Below are 15046 nucleotides of genomic sequence, written 5' to 3'. Positions count from 1 at the left end.
AGTTCTGGGTAAGCTGAAAACATGACCCAGACGTACCGGATCATCACCGTGTGCACCGGAAACATCTGCCGTTCTCCGATGGCGGAGCTTATGTTGCGCCATGCCGTTGGCAGCACGGCAGACATCGTCGTCGACTCTGCCGGCACCACCTCCTGGGAACAGGGCAACCCAATTGATCCGAGGGCGGCCTCCGTGCTGATCAGCCATGGCCTCGCGGACGGCATCGACCACGGCGCAAGTTTTGACGACGGCAACAAGGTTCATCACGCACGGCAAATTAGCTCACACGATTTCGTGGAAAACGATTTGATTTTGGCCATGGATACCGATCATTTCGACTGGCTACGCGAGCATGCACCAAGTGCAGCAACCCGAGCGAAAGTCCGGTTATTACGCGAATTTGATCCGGCTGCCGAGCCGGGTGAACTGGGTATTGCCGACCCCTGGTATGGCGGCATCGAGGACTTTGAAGAAGCCTACCGACTCATTGACGCGGTAATTCCTGGGGTACTTGAGCATCTCGGTGCCGCCGATCCGCGGCACCATGTCTGAACCTGTACCAACGGAACCATCTCAACTAGGCAGTTCGCCGCGGCCGGTAATCATCGGTATTGATGGTCGATCTGGCAGCGGCAAGACGTCACTCGCCGGGGAACTCGCCTCATTGCTCCGTGAGCATCGAAAAGTCTCGCTCTTTCATTTAGAGGATATTTATCCAGGTTGGAATGGCCTGGCGACTGGCGTCGAGCGCTACTTGCAGACTGTGCTGACGCCGCTCGCAGCTGGCCGCGATGCACAGTGGACCAGCTGGGATTGGGCTGCCCATTTCGACGGCGAAACTAGGCTCACTAACGCCGCAGAAATCGTGATTGTGGAAGGAGTTGGTGCCGCGCAATCGGCCGCGCGAGCATTACTTGACGTGGCGATTTGGGTCGATGCCCCCGACGACGTTCGCAAGAAAAGAGCGCTGTCGCGCGACGGCGAAACCTACGCACCGTGTTGGGAGCTCTGGGCTGCCCAAGAAACCGAGATGCTCGCCATCGACCACCCGGCTGAACAGGCGGATATCGTGGCGAACTCGCCGGTTGCGCCCGCCGACCTGGTGAAAGCCTTGACCGCTTTGCCGCAGTTTTCGGCCTTACTGGCCCCGGAAATCCAGGCGGCCCGAGCGCAATCCACTCAAACCACCAACATGCCCTTCGACGGGGACCCACTTACGCTTTTCCACACACTTTACGGCGACTCCGAAAATGCGGCGTGGCTAGACAGCTCGGATGCGGCAGCCAAAGGAAGCCGCAATCGCTTTTCCATCATGGCCGACGACGGCGGCCCGGCCGGTCAATTTGCCTGGCATACCGAAGGCCTGACGCACCAGCGCTTCCGCGGAATCACGGCACACGTGCCGGGTGCGTACTTCCGCTGGCTCAACGCACAATGGTCCGGGTTTCAAGATTCGGACGATTCTGCCGAGATCCCCTTCACCCTAGGTTGGATTGGCTATTTGGGTTATGAGTTGAAGCGCGAAACTGGTGGCAGCAATCAGAACGCGACTAGCGCAGACGCCCATTTGATCTTCGCCGGTCGCGCGGTCGTTATTGATCATCAAGAGAAGCTGCTCTGGGCACTGAATCTCCCGGATGAAAATGAGCCCAGTTGGGCCGATCAGGTCGCGGCAGCGGTAGCCGCAAGTGCGAAAAGCGTCACGCTCGCGGCCGAACCGGTGAACGCAGCAGTTTCGGTCCGGGATTCCGCCAGCGCCTACAAAGCGAAAATTGCCCGGGCGCAGGCCGAAATTGTCGAGGGCAACAGCTATGAGATTTGCCTAACCACCGCGGTTAAGTTTCCGCTCAATGCTGACCCACTGGCGCTCTATGCATTGTTGCGTTCGGCGAGCCCGGCGCCGTTCGCTGCCTATTTGCGCTTCGGCAAGCTCGCCGTATTGAGCACATCCCCGGAACGGCTGCTGCAGATTACCCGAGCCGGCACTCTCACCGCCGAGCCCATCAAGGGCACTCGCCGTCGAGATGCAGATCCGCTGAAAGACGCAGCGCTTCGCGCCGAACTTGAAGCTTCCGAAAAAGACCGTGCGGAAAACATCATGATCGTGGACCTCATGCGCAATGATCTTTCCCATTTTGCGGTGCCAGGCAGCGTTCGAGTTGACCGGCTCTGCGCTATTGAGAGTTACGCGAGCATACATCATATGGTCAGTACGGTAACCGCGAAATTGCGTACCGGAGCATCCCGCGCAGAAGCTGTTGCAGTTGCCTTCCCCGCGGGATCAATGACCGGCGCACCCAAGATCAACACAATGCGGATCTTGGATGAGTTAGAAGGCCAGCCGCGGGGAATCTATTCCGGCGCAATCGGCTATTTTTCGCGCGACGGCGGCGTGGATCTTTCAGTGGTTATCCGGACTTTGGTGATTGACAACGGGCTGGCAACGCTCGGCGTTGGCGGTGCAATCACAGCAGATTCCGCTCCCGAAGAGGAATGGCAAGAAGCCCTCACCAAGGCCTTTGGCGTGCTCAACGCGCTGGGTCTAGAGTTTCCGCTCGGCTAAACCTGGAGCGCGGAATATTACATGCAAACGTATGGTTATAGTCGGCATGAAAGGTTTTGGCTTCTTATCATTTGGACACTACGGACCAGGTCGCGGCTCTCAAACCGTGACCGCGAAAGATTCACTGCACCAAGCGATTGACCTCGCCGTGGCTGCCGATCAAGTCGGCGTCAATGGCGCATATTTCCGCGTTCACCACTTCGCCACCCAGAAATCTGCACCGTTTCCGCTGTTGAGCGCCATCGCGGTACGTACCGAACGGATTGAAGTCGGTACCGGAGTCATTGACCTTCGTTACGAAAACCCGCTCTACCTTGCCGAGGAGACCGCCTCGCTCGATTTGATCAGCGACGGCCGGCTGGCGCTCGGCATGAGCCGCGGCTCACCAGAAACCGCGTTGCGGGGTTACGAAACTTTTGGCTACACCAGCAGCAAGGATCCTCGCGGTGGAGACATCGCTCGGGACAAGTTTGAGCTATTTCTCCGCGCTATTGACGGCGAAGGCATGGCGCCAGCCGATCCACGAACCACGAACCACCGGAGCTTCGCCCTTGGGCAGCAAACTCTTGCGCATTGAACCGCATTCTTCCGGCTTGCGAAATCGCATCTGGTGGGGTTCAGGAAAGCGCCGAATGGGTAGGCAAAATGGGTGTGAACCTGATGTCTTCAACGTTGCTCACCGAAGATGGCGGCATGGCGTTCCACGAGCTGCAGGCCGATCAGATCCGGCGATACCGGGCGTCTTGGGCAGAAGCTGGCCATCAGGGCACTCCGCGAGTCTCGGTAAGCCGGAGCGTCTTCCCGATCATGAACGATCTAGATCGGATGTACTTCGGCAGCAGCGACGTTGATCAAGTGGGCGTCATCGATGGTTTCCGCTCCACTTTCGGCAAGAGCTATGCGGGCGAACCAGACCAGCTAATTGAGGAATTGCTGCAGGATTCTGCGGTCCAGGAAGCCGACACCCTGATGCTGACAATCCCGACCCAGCTCGGCGTCGAATACAACATGCATGTGCTGGAATCTTTCGCTCAGCACATGGCACCTGAGCTCGGTTGTGCAGCCAAACACGGTAACCAACTAACCGCGACTCGCTATTGGGGGCGGAATGTTGGGCTCACCTCAGTGGGCTCAACATTCCCGCGTTTTATGTCCCAGCTTTGGGGCTTACTCGGGGACATAAGTTTGCAAGGAAGAAGTAATCTGATTCCATGCCTGATCACGCTCCGCAAACAGTTCTCGTCTTCATCGACTCCGGGTACTCCGCCGGTCGGCTGGCCGACGCCTCCGAGCCGCAGCTCTTCGCCACCGACCTCGGCGCAACTCGCGGCGACGGCATATTCGAGTCGTTGTTGGCGATAGACAACCAGCCGCGCAAGGTCCAGGCGCATTTGGCCAGGTTGGCATCCTCGGCAAAGTTGATGGAGCTCAACGCCCCCGACCCGGATCAGTGGCTCACCGCTATCAGCACTGGCTTGGCCGAGTTCAACCAGGCAGAAGCGATCGTCAAGCTCTTGGTTACCCGCGGCATTGAGGGAGCCACCCAGCCGACGGCGTGGGTTCAGGTTTCGCCGTTACCCGCCAGCAGCAAAGCGCAGCGTGAAAATGGGCTAGCTGTGTTGCTTCTAGATCGCGGCTACGATTCAGGTCTTGCCAATCGCGCACCCTGGTTGCTGCTTGGCGCCAAAACACTCTCTTATGCAGTGAATATGGCAGCCTTGCGTCATGCGCACCAGAACGGCGCCGACGACGTCATCTTCACGAGCGCTGACGGGCGCGTTTTGGAGGGGCCGACGTCGTCGGTCTTGATTGCGCATCGCGAAGGCGACACGAAGCGCCTTATCACCACCCAACTAGACTCTGGAATCCTTCCTGGCACTACCCAAGGCGCACTTTTTGCTGCCGCTAAAGAAGCTGGTTGGGAGCTAGGTTACGGGCCGCTCGTGCCAGAGGACCTTTTCGACGCAGATGCCGTCTGGCTCATTTCCAGCATTCGGCTGCTGGCACCCGTCAACACCATTGACGGCAAAAATATCGCTCAGGATGCAGCACTAACCACGGAGCTCAACGCTTTGTTAGCAACCGTGAACTGATCGCTCAGAAAGGCTAGCAACCATCGAATCAGTCCAGATTCCGGCCGACGACGGCGTGCTGCTTGGCGGCCATTGGTTCCACCCGTCTGGACCGGTGCGAAAACAGTCATCATCGTGCCAGCGATGGCTACTAAGTCGCGGTTTTATGCGCCATTGGCCGAATGGCTTAGCGAACAAGGTATTGCCACTTTGACGTTTGATTATCGCGGCTACGGCGTCTCTGGCGACGGCCAACTGCGCCAGGTAACGGCCGATGTAGTTCGTTGGGCTCAGGACGCAGCAAATGTGTTGGATTGGGTATCAGCACAGGCCAAAACTCCAGTTACCTGGATTGGACACAGTCTAGGCGGCCAAGTATTGCCATTCAGCGCATTTTCAGACTTGGAGCAGGCGATCACCATCGCCGCAGGCAGCGGGTATTGGCGAACTAATCCCGGCGCGTTGAAGTTCATTGCGCCGGTTCTGTGGAAAGCGCTGGCTCCAATCGCGATCAAATTTACTGGCTACTACCCTGGTAGTGCGCTACGCGTGCTTGGCGACTTACCGCCAAATATGATGCGGCAATGGTCCAGATGGTGCATGCACCCGGACTATCTGCTCGGCGAGCTGCCCGAGCTACGCACGCGATTCGCCGCTGTGCACATCCCACTGGTTTCGCTTTCATTCACCGACGATGAATTGCTTTCTGGTACTAGCATTACCGCGCTACATTCAGCCTATCCAGAGACTAATCGGCAGATGCTTCGGTTCACACCAGCTGAGCTAGCCGTGCAACGGATCGGTCACTTTGGCTTCTTCCGCGCAGATCGAAAACAGCTCTGGGAGCAGGTTCTCACCCCGCTGCTGAGCTAAAGTCGTCTCAACCAGCTGACTTGGCGGCGGTGCCCATTGACTTGCCGCGCGTCCAGTAACCACCACTTTTAAGCAGCTTCTTATCCGCGCCCTTGGCCAATATCTCCTTCCGGACCACGCGAACCATCGAGGTCTCGCCGGCCACGAAACAGGCATGCCCAGTCAGGTCCAGCCCGGCTCAGGCAGCCAGAGTATTTGCGCTTCCCGGCTGCTGGGGCACCCACTGCGCATCCGGTGAGGTGGTAGGGAAATCCTCATCACCAGGATTCGTGGCTTCGAGCAAAACAGTTGTTGGTAGCTGGGTTTTAGCCGCGATCTCGTTGATCGCCGGTAAGGAGGTCAAGTCGCCTACCAACAACACCGCGCTGGCGTTGCCGACGTCGAACTTTTCCTTGCCTCCATACAGCGACGCTTCGATTTCATCGCCGGGCTGCGCCGCTTGTGCCCAAGTATCAGCTACCCCGCCAGCACCGTGCAGGTAGAACTCAACACTGAAGGTGCCCGCTTCTTGATCGGCGTCGATTACGGTGTATCCGCGCTGATAGTTACCATCCGCCCCTGGCAGCCAGAGCCGCAACCAGAATCCCGGATGCGTCTGCACGGCACGCAACATCTCCGGTCTCTCGAAGTCCACTTTTAGCAACCGGGGCGCAATAAGCTCGCTCTGGCGGACCCGCAGGGTGAAATCTGGTGCACCAAAGACCTTCAGGATCGCCCGTTCGTATCGTTCCCCCACAGTAAACTCCTTTTGAGATTAGGTAATCCTAACCTAACCTACTGGAGTATGGTTCCGTCAAGCCGATAGCGGACGCCGTAGTTCGGCAGCAAGGTGGGTACATCGACTTGCAAGGCCTCCGGCCGGAATCCGTGAATTGGCACCACAACGCCCGGATGAATATCCATCACCATCTTGTGCAGAGATTCACCAGTCGCGTGCCCCGAAGAACCAGCGGCAACAAACAAGATGCCAAGTTTTTCCAACCACTCCAGCCAAGTAGCCCAATTGGCCATAAACGGGCCCAGCGGTTCACCTTGAGCGTGGATAAACGGCACAGAGGCTTCCGGTAAGTTTTGCAACGGCAGGTCCAGCAGCGAAGGTACGTCCTGCACATCGGGTTGCACAACAAAGTTCGACGGCGAAGCCCGCACCGAAGGCAAGCTCACCTGTTGCGGCATCCGCTCCGGCGCGACGACGGCAAGCCGAACCAGAGCTTCACGGTGCGCGGCGCGCTGCGGCCTAGATTTGTCCCAAGTGACCACGCCCGATACGCCAAAACTCGCCAGAAGCACTGCTTGTTGCCCCGGCCAGACCAGCACTCGGCCTTTTTGCCGGCAAAGATTGATGATCCGTTGCGCCCGCTCAACGTCGCGTTCATACATGCTCAAAAGCGCGATCCCGGGCGCTGACTCGATGGCGTCGCCAGCCACGGTGAGAACCTCAGTTTCGCTTCGTGGCGCCGCAAACGGCTGGTCTTCACTTGGCACAAAACTGAGCATTGTGGTTTCGGTAACCAACATATCCGCGTCGGAAACTGCTCGAACAAAAGCTTCAGAGCGCAAAGCGGAGTCACGGTGAAAATTCAGATCACCGGTATAGGCCAATGTTCCTTCTGGCGTGTGCACACAAGCACCGGGAATATCGTGATCGACCGGAATCGCCTCGACGCGAAGATCACCCACAGTGATCTCAGCCGGCATCGCTCGAACTTTGAACGCCACGCCGGTGCCGGCAAGCACAATAGCTTCCTCTAGCCGTGCGGTATCCGGGTGCGCGTAAATTGGTAACTCTGGGCGCACAAAACCCAGTGCGCCGTCGTGATCAATATGGGCATGGGAAAGAAAAATTGCCGTTTCGCGGCTATCCGAAAGGCCCAACGGTGAATCTTCTGGCAATTGCAGCGGATCGTAAATGCCAGGCACTTCCGGGGCGAATCCAACCGCCAACCGATCCCGGAGCCGATGTTCCGAACGCTCAAGCACCGGTGCACGGAACAGATCCACTTCGCCAGGGATGTCGAGACCGAAATCCAGCAGCACTCGCGCTGTGGGAGTACTCACCATAATTTTTGACGAGCCAATCACGCGTAATCCGCCGAAAAATTCGACTGAGACATTCATCCTCGAACACTCCCTTGGGTGCCATATGCACCGGTAACAAAATACTTCTGCAAAAACAAGAACAAGATAATGATCGGCAAAGAGGTAAAGGAAACTGCAGCACAGAGCCCAGTCCAGTCCGTGCCGTCCGAGCCATAGAACGCTTGCAACCCCACTTCGATCGGCCGCACTGAATCTGATTTGGTCATGATGTAAGGCCAAATGAAGGAATTCCAGGTGCCCATGAAGGAGTTCAAGCCGATGAGGACTAACGACGGCGCAGCCAGCGGAGCAGCTACTGAACACAGCATCCGAAGAGGCCCCGCGCCGTCGATCTCTGCAGCTTCAAAGAGTTCTTTGGGTAGCGTGCTGAAGAACTGCCGGAGCAGAAAGATACCAAATACTGAGGCACCCCACGGCAGAATCTGAATCAAGTAGGTGTCGTAGAGACCGGTGCTTTGCGCGATCAGGAAGTTCGGGATCAACAACACGGTTTGCGGCACCATCATCACCGACATAACCACAAGAAATAACGCTGTACGGCCTTTGAACCGCATCACCGCAAAGGCGAACCCGGCAAGCAGCGAGGTGAACAGCACCAAGACAATCACGCAGACCGCGATGAAAACCGTGTTGCCAAAATACTGTAGCCAGGGACTCTTGCCCCAAGCTCGTGCATAGTTCGACCAATCCCAGGCCGGCCAAAGCTTGGGCGGGAATTGGAAGACATCCGAGTCCAGCGATACCGAGGTGAGCAGCATCCAGAGCACCGGAAGCAAAAACAAAAAGCCAATCACGACGGCGGCCAGCACCCGCACGCCCCGACTCAACTTTTCGGCGGGCCGCCTGCGCCGTCGCCGATCCGCTTGCCGGTCCCGTTGAGGGGTCGCAAAATGACGCAATGCGGGAACAATAGCGTCATTTTGCGACCCCTCAACGGGATTAGGATGCATCTTTTTGTGCTTTCAGGGCAGCGTCTTGCGCCTTTTCCAAAGCTTGCTTGGAGTCGGTGCCGTTGTTTATCGCATCTTGAATCGCGAGCGTGAGCGGTCCCGAGGCTTTGTTGATCCAGGATTTCGCTGGTAGCGAGCTTGCCGAGTCAAGCTGTTTAGTCGCCTCAACAACACAGGCGTTCTTGGCCACGTAATCCTTAAACACCGGCTGATCCAAGGTGTCTTTGGAAACTGGAAGATAGCCGGTTGTGGAGGACCAGTACGCCATCTCTTCCGGCGAAGTCAGAAACTGCATGAACTTCCAAGCAGCGGCCTTTTGCGCATCAGTCGATTTATCAAAGAGCGCAATCTTGGTGCCAGCCAGCTGATTCGCGGTTCCGGCGGGGCCCGAAGGAAGTGCAGCCACGCCCATGGCAAACTTATCCCCCACCGCAGCTTTGTTGAATTGGTAGCTTGCCACAGAGGAGATATCGAAGGCTCCGGTTTGGCCGCCCAAAGCAGCTTGTCCCGGGTACTTGGTACCTAGCGCGAGCGAGCCGTCCTTCTTCATCTGCTTGAGGTAATCCAAAGCTTTGACCACACCGTCTTTGGTGAACTGCGGAGTGCCATCACTAGCGAAGACCGGATCGCCAAAAGACTGCGCCATGATTTCAAATAATGCGGTACCGCCGGCCGGGCCAGAAGAGTTTCCCGGGTCGATTGAAAGCGCCACCACGTTACCGGTAGATGCCTTCTTAGCGGCAGTAGCGAAATCGTCCCAGGTCTTGGGAGCCTCCGGAACCATCGTGGGGTTGTAGTACTGAACCACCACAGACTTATTAAACGGCCACATCCTGGTTTTGCCGTCAGTGAGTTTGAGATCCTTCTTGACGCCGTCGTAAAAGTTGCCGTAATCCTTACTCTGCGAAACATAGTCGTCCAGCGGCACAATAACTTTCGAGCTGGCAAACTCATCGGCCAAGTTGCTATAGACTTGGGCGATCATTGGCGGTGTTCCGGCTGCGGTCTGCGCATTGATTTTGGTTTGCAGGGTTGCGTAATCCGGCTGTTCCTGAAGATCCACGGTGATGTTGGGATTCTTGGCCATGAAGTCTTGGGTGATTTTGGTCAAGGAGGTCTTCAACGCCCCGGTGGACATCGCGTGCATGAAGCTGATGGTCACCGGATCCTTTGAATCGGTCGGCGGAGTGTTTGAAGAGGCCGCAGTAGATCCGCCACCGCAGGCTGTCACGAGCAGAGCGCTGGCTGCCAACACTGCGAAGGTGCCGACCGCCGTCGAACGCTTTTTTGCAAAAAACATGCTTCTCCCTAGTTTTTCTCAGTGCGAGTTTTCCGGTCGAGAGACCGGCTATTCATTGATCGAGTACTGCGTAATTGCAGGATGGACAAAAGTACAGTGATGGCAAAAAGGACGACGGCGAGCGCGGCAGCGTACCCCGTCTTCCGGAACACGAAGGCTTGTTGGTAGAGCTGGAAACCAAGCGTGGCTACGTCCGGGCCACCATTGGTCATCACGAAGAATTGGGTAAATGCCTGCAGCGAAGACACCGAAGAAATCACCACGACAAATACAATGAACGGCCGCAGCTGCGGGAAAGTCACGTACCAGAATTCTTGCCAACGGCTGCAGCCATCCAATTTGGCGGCTTCGGAAAGTTCTGGCGACATGGTGGTTAGACCACCCAAGAAAATTACGGTAATGAAGCCAATTTCGTGCCAGAGCGAGTAGATAATCACCGCTGGCATCGCGAAGGTCGAGTTGCCTAGCCAATCAATATTCGGAATGCCAAACCAGCTCAGCACCAGGTTCGCCAGCCCATAACGCGGGTTGAAGATCCACACCCAAACAATTGAGGTGGCAACCAGTGGCGTGACGTGAGCTAGAAAGACCGCAGTGCGGGCGGCCACAAAAACTCGGTTGGACCAGCTCCGGGCCGCAGTGCGCAGTAATTAAGGCAAGACCGAGCGAGAGCGCAGTGCCGCCGACCACCATGGCCAGCACAAAATATGCACTGACGCCGAGGGTCTGAAAGAACGGCGGATCGGCTGAACCGTCAAGCATGTCTTGATAGTTTCGCAGGCCGCTGAACTTGTTTTGCGATGCGTTGAGCCAGTTCCATTTGAACCCGCTCATCACAAAAGTGAAGACCGTTGGCCCGATCGCGAAAACCGCGAAAATCGCCAGCGCTGGCAACAAGAAGAAGTAGGCCAGCAGAGAACGCAGACCGGAGGACTTACGCATTTTGGGGATTCGAGCGTTCGCGGAGCCGTTTTTGGCTGCACCAGATCGGTCAGATCTGGTTTTGCTCAGCGCTATAGCCACGCGGCACTCCAAGGCAGTGAAATGAGGCTGTTCAAAATCGACAGCCCTCGGCCGTCGACCAAGATTTCAGTCTCTGTCCATCATCTTTCGGGCGCAAGGCTTCAGGGCGAATTCAAGGGAAACTTTGTCAGCAGTTCGCTAGGTAGCTCACGACGCAGTTGAAGACTAGCTTGTCGTCACTGCAGGATAGGCTCTGGACTATGAGCGGGATGCGAGCGGTAGGTGCCAGAGGACGGTTGAGCGGCGGCGACGAGGAAGCTCAGCGAGCGGCTAATGCGCAGGCACCAGTCATCGAGCATCTGTTTCGCCGGGTCTACAGTCTTTTTGCTCCGCATCGCCGCGCTTTGGTCATCACGGCGGTTCTGGTTTTGGTGGGGGCCGCCCTTTCGGTAGTACCCCCGCTGCTCACCCAACGCGCCTTCGATGACGGCCTTTTCCCTGGATCAGGCAAACCGGACTTGCCGGTCTTGAGCCTCATTGTTGGTGCGATGATCCTGGTTTACATCGGTTCGGCGCTCTTGGGTGTTTGGCAAACATATCTCACAGCTTCAGTGGGCAACCAGGTCATGGGCGCACTCCGCGTGCGACTTTTTGGGCACCTACAGGCGATGGATCTGAGCTTCTTTACTCGCACCAAAACCGGAGTCATTCAATCGCGGCTGCAAAACGACGTCGGCGGCGTGGCAAGCGTATTGACCAATACGGTTTCAGCGATTCTCGGCAATACCGTGACCGTAATCGCGGCATTCGTGGCTATGTTGCTGCTGAATTGGCAATTGACGGTAGTCGCCGTGGTCTTGATGCCAATCCTGGTCATCGCGCAACGGAAAGTGGGCCGGGTTCGTGCTCGGATAGCCACAAAAACCCAGGAATCACTCTCCGAGATGTCCGCCATCACCCAGGAAACTTTGAGCGTCTCTGGAATATTGCTCTCAAAGAGCTTCAATATGCAAGGGGCTGAAGTACAGCGTTATTCTGCCGAGAACAAGAACCAGATCCGGCTGCAAGTAAGCCAAGCAATGAGCGGTCAGTGGTTCTTTGCAATCGTCACGATCTTCTTGTCTTCGATTCCGGCAATCGTCTATTTCGTGGCTGGCTTACTGGTTGATGCTGGCGCGCAAGCAATCACCGCCGGAACGATTGTGGCGTTCACTACGGTCCAAGCGAGATTATTGTTTCCGCTGACGAGTCTGATGCGGGTGGCCCTTGATCTGCAGACGTCGGGCGCGTTGTTTTCCAGGATTTTCGAGTATCTCGATCTCAAACCGGCGATTGAAGATCGTCCGGACGCCCATCCGTTGCGGGAACTGAGCGAACTGGGCCGCATTGAATTTCAAGATGTCAGCTTCGCCTATCCAGATGCGCAGGCTGGTGAACGCCCCACCCTAGACGGCGTCAGCTTCAGTATTGAGCCGGGGCAGTTTTCCGCTTTTGTCGGATCCTCTGGGGCGGGCAAAACCACCATTTCTTATTTGATCCCCCGGCTCTACGAAGCTAGTTCCGGCCAGATCCGTTTTAGCGGCAGTGATGTGAAGGATCTCTTGCAGGACTCTTTGGTTGCCCGTATCGGCATTGTGAGCCAAGAAACCTATCTTTTCCACGCCACCATTGCCGAGAACCTCCGTTACGCCAAGCCCGAGGCTACTGATGCAGAACTTCACGAGGCGACGCAGCGCGCAAACATTTATCAAACCATCATGAGCTTTCCCGATGGCTTTGCCACCTTGGTTGGTGAGCGCGGTTACCGGCTTTCCGGCGGCGAGAAGCAGCGAATTGCGATCGCCAGAGTGCTGCTCAAAGATCCTGCAGTTTTGGTGCTCGATGAAGCTACCAGTGCACTAGATTCGATTTCGGAGCGCGTAGTGCAGGCAGCTTTGGAAACTGCCTCGCATGGGCGCACCACGGTTGCCATTGCGCACCGACTTTCCACTGTCGTCGGGGCAGATGTGATTTTCGTGGTGGAACAAGGACGAATTGTGGAGCGCGGGGCCCATCAAGAGCTGCTCGCACTCGCAGGGCGCTATGCCGCACTGTATTCGGAGCAAATCAACTCCGCTTCTGAGTAGCTACGAAACAAAGTCACATCTATGCCGGTTGCCGAGCGCATTTGTGCTAATTTTGCTCTCGAGTAACGAGCGCCAGCACGCTTCGGAATTTTCGTCGCATTGCCCTGAGTTGCTGTCCGGCAACCCTCTCTTCCGGTGGGGTGCCTCAGGTGACTACTCGGCAACGTTCACGGGTTGCAAGCGGATTCACTCCTTCTTGCACCCACTGCAAAAGGAGTCTTCAATGGCTGAATCCCGCCTAATCTACCGGTTATTAACCGGTCCGGATGATCATGCGTTCTGTCAGAGGGTGACTGACGCACTCGCCGAAGGCTATGTGCTCTACGGCAGTCCCGCTGTAACCTCAAATGATGGCACCGCGATCGCCGCGCAAGCTGTGATTTTGCCCGGTTTCAACGCGGCCCAGTCCAACGCACTGAGCGATGGCGCGCAATGAGCTACGCGGGAGACCTCACCCCGGAAGAGGCTTGGCAGAAAGTAGCCGACGGCGCCACCTTGGTCGATGTGCGCACCGAAGCCGAGTGGCAGATCATTGGCGTTCCGGACACTTCCTCAATCGCCGTCGAGCCGAAGTTTGTGCAGTGGAACTTGGCCGGAAATGTCTGGAATACCGCGTTCCTTGCTGAGCTAAAAGCAGCGGTGCCAGCTGATTCAGAGCTGGTCTTCCTCTGCCGTTCTGGTGCCCGCTCAATCTCGGCCGCTGAAACCGCTACCGAGGCTGGATTTATCTCATACAACGTGCTTGAAGGCTTTGAAGGCGTGCCAAATTCCTACGGTGATCGCACCGTGAACGGTTGGAAGAATCGCAAGCTGCCCTGGACCAGTGCGACTCATAACGAGGGTCAGAGCGAATGAGCTTCAATCCCGCAGCGGCTGAATGGTCCGCGGATACGCAGGCCGTGCGTGGCGGCCTAGATCGAACCGGTTTCTTTGAAACGTCGGAGCCGATTTTTACCAATTCTGGTTTTGTTTACGAATCCGCTGAAGCCGCCGAGCGTGCCTTTACTGGCGAGGACGAGCGCTTCGTCTATTCGCGCTATGGAAATCCCACCGTGGCAACGTTCCAAGAGCGGTTACGGCTGCTCGAAGGCACCGAAGACTGCTTCGCGACTGCCTCCGGAATGTCCGCGGTATTCGTCGCATTGGGTGCGCTGCTTGGCGCTGGCGATCGCGTGGTCGCTTCGCGATCGCTCTTCGGCTCTTGCTTCGTGATCTTAAATGAAATTCTGCCGCGCTGGGGCGTGGAGACGGTCTTCGTTGACGGGCTGGACCTGGACCAATGGCGTGAAGCGCTTTCGGTGCCGACTAATGCGGTGTTCTTCGAGTCGCCGTCAAACCCGATGCAAGAGATTGTAGACATCCGGGCGGTCTGCGATTTGGCTCACGCCGCTGGCGCAACTGTCGTTGCGGACAATGTCTTCGCCACCCCGCTGCTGCAACGCTGCACCGACCTAGTCGCCGACGTCGTGGTTTATTCCGGCACTAAACACATTGACGGCCAGGGCCGCGTGATGGGTGGGGCGATTCTGGGCAGCAAGGAATTCATCGATGGGCCGGTCAAACAGCTCATGCGGCACACCGGGCCTTCATTGTCTTCGTTCAATGCCTGGGTGTTGACCAAGGGCCTGGAAACGATGGCATTGCGCGTGAATCATTCATCCGCTTCGGCTTTAGCGCTGGCCGAGTTTTTGGAGCAGCAGCCAGCGGTCGAATGGGTCAAGTATCCGTTGCTCAAATCGCATCCGTAGTACGAGCTGGCTGCCACTCAAATGAAAGCCGGCGGCACTGTGCTGACCTTCGCGCTGCGTAGTACTAACGGGCGCGGGGCAACCGGCAGCAGCGGCAAGGACCAGGCGTTTTCGCTGCTCAACGCGCTGAAGATTATCGATATTTCGAACAACTTGGGCGATTCAAAATCGCTCATTACGCATCCGGCGACCACGACGCACCGAGCGATGGGTCCCGAGGGTCGCGCCGCCATCGGGCTGTCCGACGGCGTCGTCCGGCTTTCCGTGGGCCTGGAAGACCTCAACGACCTGCGCAACGACCTAGCGCAGGCCCTAGCCACCCTCTAACCGGTTTCGGATAGCCAGGACCAA

At 57.0% G+C, this 15046-nt stretch carries 15 protein-coding genes, 1 pseudogene and 1 riboswitch; of the genes and pseudogenes, 10 read left to right on the top strand and 6 right to left on the bottom strand.

Translation table 11 applies throughout. The features are described 5' to 3' along the window. Nucleotides 1-21 precede the first annotated feature (21 nt). From RSAL33209_RS04425 to RSAL33209_RS04405, 6 genes are all read left to right on the top strand, one after another. Nucleotides 22-552: a low molecular weight protein-tyrosine-phosphatase gene (locus tag RSAL33209_RS04425; RefSeq protein ID WP_012244458.1), complete on the top strand. Its 531-nt coding sequence runs from the start codon at nucleotides 22-24 to the stop codon at nucleotides 550-552. Continuing rightward, nucleotides 545-2563 carry an aminodeoxychorismate synthase component I gene (gene pabB / locus RSAL33209_RS04420; protein WP_012244457.1) on the top strand — a complete coding sequence of 673 codons (2019 nt, stop codon included), beginning with the start codon at nucleotides 545-547 and terminating at the stop codon, nucleotides 2561-2563. The genes RSAL33209_RS04425 and pabB overlap by 8 nt, the downstream gene beginning before the upstream one ends. Nucleotides 2564-2669: 106 nt before the next feature. Further along, on the top strand, nucleotides 2670-3140 hold the full coding sequence (locus RSAL33209_RS19955; protein WP_425313887.1) for an LLM class flavin-dependent oxidoreductase: 471 nt from the start codon (nucleotides 2670-2672) through the stop codon (nucleotides 3138-3140). Continuing rightward, on the top strand, nucleotides 3137-3925 hold the full coding sequence (locus RSAL33209_RS19950; RefSeq protein WP_012244455.1) for an LLM class flavin-dependent oxidoreductase: 789 nt from the start codon (nucleotides 3137-3139) through the stop codon (nucleotides 3923-3925). Before RSAL33209_RS19955 ends, RSAL33209_RS19950 begins: the two co-directional genes overlap by 4 nt. Continuing rightward, nucleotides 3811-4656 carry an aminodeoxychorismate lyase gene (locus RSAL33209_RS04410; RefSeq protein WP_411740994.1) on the top strand — a complete coding sequence of 282 codons (846 nt, stop codon included), beginning with the start codon at nucleotides 3811-3813 and terminating at the stop codon, nucleotides 4654-4656. Before RSAL33209_RS19950 ends, RSAL33209_RS04410 begins: the two co-directional genes overlap by 115 nt. 72 nt (nucleotides 4657-4728) lie before the next feature. After that, a complete protein-coding gene (locus RSAL33209_RS04405; protein WP_012244453.1) occupies nucleotides 4729-5508 on the top strand; it encodes an alpha/beta hydrolase family protein in 780 nt (259 codons plus the stop codon). A 7-nt stretch (nucleotides 5509-5515) separates the two neighbouring features. On the opposite strand, the gene RSAL33209_RS17435 is transcribed toward RSAL33209_RS04405, so the two are convergent. Genes RSAL33209_RS17435 through RSAL33209_RS15955 form a run of 6 tightly spaced genes read right to left on the bottom strand, consistent with a single transcriptional unit; the run spans nucleotide 5516 to nucleotide 10466 of the window. After that, nucleotides 5516-5653: a siderophore-interacting protein gene (locus tag RSAL33209_RS17435; RefSeq protein ID WP_012244452.1), complete on the bottom strand. Its 138-nt coding sequence runs from the start codon at nucleotides 5651-5653 to the stop codon at nucleotides 5516-5518. 33 nt (nucleotides 5654-5686) lie between these two features. Then, on the bottom strand, nucleotides 5687-6244 hold the full coding sequence (locus RSAL33209_RS04400; RefSeq protein ID WP_012244451.1) for a siderophore-interacting protein: 558 nt from the start codon (nucleotides 6242-6244) through the stop codon (nucleotides 5687-5689). A gap of 38 nt (nucleotides 6245-6282) precedes the next feature. Continuing rightward, nucleotides 6283-7626: an MBL fold metallo-hydrolase gene (locus tag RSAL33209_RS04395; protein WP_012244450.1), complete on the bottom strand. Its 1344-nt coding sequence runs from the start codon at nucleotides 7624-7626 to the stop codon at nucleotides 6283-6285. Next, the gene (locus RSAL33209_RS04390) at nucleotides 7623-8558 is read right to left on the bottom strand and encodes a carbohydrate ABC transporter permease (RefSeq protein ID WP_012244449.1); all 936 of its coding nucleotides are present in this window, start codon (nucleotides 8556-8558) and stop codon (nucleotides 7623-7625) included. The genes RSAL33209_RS04395 and RSAL33209_RS04390 overlap by 4 nt, the downstream gene beginning before the upstream one ends. After that, nucleotides 8548-9858, bottom strand: a complete 1311-nt coding sequence (locus RSAL33209_RS04385) for an extracellular solute-binding protein (protein WP_012244448.1) — start codon at nucleotides 9856-9858, stop codon at nucleotides 8548-8550. The genes RSAL33209_RS04390 and RSAL33209_RS04385 overlap by 11 nt, the downstream gene beginning before the upstream one ends. Before the next feature lie 8 nt (nucleotides 9859-9866). Then, on the bottom strand, nucleotides 9867-10466 hold the full coding sequence (locus RSAL33209_RS15955) for a carbohydrate ABC transporter permease (protein ID WP_012244447.1): 600 nt from the start codon (nucleotides 10464-10466) through the stop codon (nucleotides 9867-9869). A gap of 615 nt (nucleotides 10467-11081) precedes the next feature. Here RSAL33209_RS15955 and RSAL33209_RS04375 point away from each other — a divergent pair. From RSAL33209_RS04375 to RSAL33209_RS04360, 4 genes and pseudogenes are all read left to right on the top strand, one after another. After that, nucleotides 11082-12947 carry an ABC transporter ATP-binding protein gene (locus RSAL33209_RS04375; RefSeq protein ID WP_041684440.1) on the top strand — a complete coding sequence of 622 codons (1866 nt, stop codon included), beginning with the start codon at nucleotides 11082-11084 and terminating at the stop codon, nucleotides 12945-12947. Between the two features lie 61 nt (nucleotides 12948-13008). Further along, a riboswitch (SAM riboswitch) is annotated at nucleotides 13009-13136 on the top strand. Between the two features lie 34 nt (nucleotides 13137-13170). After that, on the top strand, nucleotides 13171-13383 hold the full coding sequence (locus RSAL33209_RS04370; RefSeq protein ID WP_041685181.1) for a DUF1737 domain-containing protein: 213 nt from the start codon (nucleotides 13171-13173) through the stop codon (nucleotides 13381-13383). Continuing rightward, nucleotides 13380-13802, top strand: a complete 423-nt coding sequence (locus RSAL33209_RS04365) for a rhodanese-like domain-containing protein (protein ID WP_012244444.1) — start codon at nucleotides 13380-13382, stop codon at nucleotides 13800-13802. Before RSAL33209_RS04370 ends, RSAL33209_RS04365 begins: the two co-directional genes overlap by 4 nt. After that, nucleotides 13799-15022, top strand: a pseudogene (locus RSAL33209_RS04360) (O-succinylhomoserine sulfhydrylase). Before RSAL33209_RS04365 ends, RSAL33209_RS04360 begins: the two are co-directional and overlap by 4 nt. Nucleotides 15023-15046 lie beyond the last annotated feature (24 nt).

The organism is Renibacterium salmoninarum ATCC 33209, from assembly GCF_000018885.1.
In the GTDB taxonomy this organism is placed as follows: Bacteria; Actinomycetota; Actinomycetes; order Actinomycetales; family Micrococcaceae; genus Renibacterium; species Renibacterium salmoninarum.
Note: the sequence above shows the minus strand (reverse complement) of the source record. Positions and strands in the feature narration are given on the sequence as shown.

Coding starts and splice junctions, on each gene's coding strand:
- RSAL33209_RS04425 (WP_012244458.1), top strand. CDS start 22: ATGACCCAGACGTACCGGATCATCACCGTGTGCACCGGAAACATCTGC.
- pabB (WP_012244457.1), top strand. CDS start 545: ATGTCTGAACCTGTACCAACGGAACCATCTCAACTAGGCAGTTCGCCG.
- RSAL33209_RS04395 (WP_012244450.1), bottom strand. CDS start 7,626: ATGAATGTCTCAGTCGAATTTTTCGGCGGATTACGCGTGATTGGCTCG.
- RSAL33209_RS04390 (WP_012244449.1), bottom strand. CDS start 8,558: ATGCATCCTAATCCCGTTGAGGGGTCGCAAAATGACGCTATTGTTCCC.
- RSAL33209_RS04385 (WP_012244448.1), bottom strand. CDS start 9,858: ATGTTTTTTGCAAAAAAGCGTTCGACGGCGGTCGGCACCTTCGCAGTG.
- RSAL33209_RS04375 (WP_041684440.1), top strand. CDS start 11,082: ATGAGCGGGATGCGAGCGGTAGGTGCCAGAGGACGGTTGAGCGGCGGC.
- RSAL33209_RS04370 (WP_041685181.1), top strand. CDS start 13,171: ATGGCTGAATCCCGCCTAATCTACCGGTTATTAACCGGTCCGGATGAT.
- RSAL33209_RS04365 (WP_012244444.1), top strand. CDS start 13,380: ATGAGCTACGCGGGAGACCTCACCCCGGAAGAGGCTTGGCAGAAAGTA.